The sequence below is a fragment of the Neisseria sp. P0021.S006 genome (assembly GCF_051956895.1).
Genome location: NZ_JBQCWZ010000127.1, coordinates 1 through 2,522, shown reverse-complemented (window position 1 = coordinate 2,522; position 2,522 = coordinate 1). Strand labels below are relative to the sequence as shown.

Sequence of the window (2,522 nt, the reverse complement as noted above, 5' to 3'; positions counted from 1 at the left end):
GAGGAGTCCGTCAAGACTATACACAGGCAGTGCAGTGGTATCGCAAGGCTGCAGAACAAGGGGATGCCAAAGCCCAATATAATTTGGGTGTGGCGTATGACAATGGGCAAGGAGTCCGTCAAGACGATGCACAGGCAGCGCAGTGGTATCGCAAGGCTGCGGAACACGGGGTTGCAGAAGCTCAATTTAATTTGGGTGTGATGTATGCCAAAGGGCAAGGCGTCCGTCAAGACTATGTACAGGCGGTGCAGTGGTATCGTAGTGCTGCAGAACAAGGGTATGCTGCAGCCCAATATAATTTGGGTCTGATGTATGTCAATGGGAGAGGAGTCCGTCAAGACTATACACAGGCAGTGCAGTGGTATCGTAGGGCTGCAGAACAAGGATATGCCAATGCCCAAAATAATTTGGGTTCGGCGTATGCCGATGGGCGAGGAGTCCGTCAAGACTATACACAGGCAGTGCAGTGGTATCGCAAGGCTGCAGAACAAGGGGATGCCAAAGCCCAATATAATTTGGGTGTGGCGTATGCCAATGGGCAAGGCGTCCGTCAAGACGATGCACAGGCAGTGCAGTGGTATCGCAATGCGGCAGAACAAGGGGATGCCGATGCCCAAAATAATTTGGGTTCGGCGTATGCCGATGGGCGAGGAGTCCGTCAAGACTATACACAGGCAGTGCAGTGGTATCGTAGGGCTGCAGAACAAGGGTATGCCGATGCCCAATTCAATTTGGGCAATATGTATTACAAAGGGCACGGCGTGCGCCAAGACAGCGCCCTTGCCCAAGAATGGTACGGTAAGGCTTGCGACAACGGAGACCAAAAAGGCTGCGACAATTACCGCCGTTTGAAGCTGGGTTATTGATCGGCTGTAAAATGCCGTCTGAAAAATAAATCTTCGGAAAAGGAAAAAACTATGAAACAAAAATTGATTTTATTTGCACTGCTGCTGGTCAGTCCGTTTGCCTTTGCTGCGCCGAGCGTGTTTGGTATGGAAATCGGCAAAACGACCGAAGCGGAAGCGGGTAGGATGTACCGTCTTAGTAAAGAACAGCTCAATCCGTATTCGGGTGGCTACCAATATTCGGTTAACCCGAAAGCCATCGATTTTAGCGGCTTGGAGCAGGTAACGCTGATTTTCGACGAGAAAAAGGTGTTGGTTTATGTGCAGGCTGTTTTCCCAAAATACAAATTCGAAGAGCTGATGAAGATGCTCGGGAGCAAATACAAGCCGGTCAGCAGACAGATTCCGTTTGTTGGTGACAAAATAGCGGTATTCCACGACGGCGGTACGCGGATTACACTGGAAGGTCCGCATATGAGTTTCAATACTACGCTGACTTATGCCCAAAACAGTTTGCTGGAAAAATACAAGCGGATTAACCAGCAAAACCAAAATCACAGAAGGGCAAAAGAAGCCTCGATGCTCTAAGCGGCTTGAGCAGGGGGCGGACATCCTCCTGCTTCATATGATCTGTTTTAGGACAAAACCAAAATGACTTTTCAAAATAAAAAAATCCTCGTCGCCGGACTTGGCGGCACGGGTATTTCCATGATTGCCTATCTGCGCAAAAACGGTGCGGAGGTTGCTGCATATGATGCGGAGCTGAAAGCCGAACGTGTGTCGCAAATCGGTAAGATGTTTGATGGGCTGGTGTTTTACACGGGCCGTCTGAAAGATGCGTTAGATAATGGTTTCGATATTCTGGCGCTCAGTCCCGGCATCAGTGAGCGTCAGCCGGATATCGAGGCCTTCAAGCAAAACGGCGGACGCGTGTTGGGCGACATCGAATTGCTGGCGGACATTGTGAACCGCCGCGGCGACAAGGTGATTGCGATTACCGGCAGCAACGGCAAAACCACGGTAACGAGCCTGGTCGGTTATCTCTGCATCAAGTGCGGGCTGGATACCGTTATCGCGGGCAATATCGGCACGCCGGTTTTGGAGGCGGAATTGCAGCGTGAAGGCAAAAAAGCGGACGTGTGGGTGTTGGAGCTTTCCAGCTTCCAACTGGAAAACACTGAAAGTCTGCGCCCGACTGCAGCGACGGTGCTGAACATTTCCGAAGACCATCTCGACCGCTACGACGACCTGCTCGACTACGCGCATACCAAGGACAAGATTTTCCGTGGCGATGGCGTGCAGGTTTTAAATGCAGACGACGTGTTCTGCCGCGCGATGAAACGGGCAGGGCGCGAGGTGAAATGGTTTTCGTTGGAACATAAAGCCGATTTTTGGTTGGAACGCGGGACGAGTCGCCTGAAACAAGGCGATGAAGATTTGATTGCCACGCAAGACATTCCGTTACAAGGTCTGCACAACGCCGCCAACGTGATGGCTGCCGTGGCTTTGTGTGAGGCCATCGGTTTACCGCGCGAAGCATTGCTCGAACACGTCAAAACCTTCCAAGGACTGCCGCACCGCGTGGAAAAAATCGGCGAGAAAAACGGCGTGGTGTTCATCGACGACAGCAAAGGCACGAACGTCGGCGCGACTGCCGCCGCGATTGCCGGTTTGCAA

3 protein-coding genes are annotated in these 2,522 nt (G+C 51.8%); all 3 read left to right on the top strand.

The window, feature by feature from the left end:
- On the top strand, positions 1-866 hold an 866-nt coding region (locus tag ACTHUM_RS11460), incomplete at its 5' end, for an SEL1-like repeat protein (protein ID WP_440402922.1).
- Between the two features lie 51 nt (positions 867-917).
- Positions 918-1,433 carry a hypothetical protein gene (locus ACTHUM_RS11455; RefSeq protein ID WP_219089348.1) on the top strand — a complete coding sequence of 172 codons (516 nt, stop codon included), beginning with the start codon at positions 918-920 and terminating at the stop codon, positions 1,431-1,433.
- A 63-nt stretch (positions 1,434-1,496) separates the two neighbouring features.
- On the top strand, positions 1,497-2,522 hold a 1,026-nt coding region (murD, locus tag ACTHUM_RS11450; RefSeq protein ID WP_440402921.1), incomplete at its 3' end, for a UDP-N-acetylmuramoyl-L-alanine--D-glutamate ligase.

Excerpts from the sequence above, each read along its gene's own strand:
- ACTHUM_RS11455 (WP_219089348.1), top strand. The coding sequence starts at position 918 with ATGAAACAAAAATTGATTTTATTTGCACTGCTGCTGGTCAGTCCGTTT.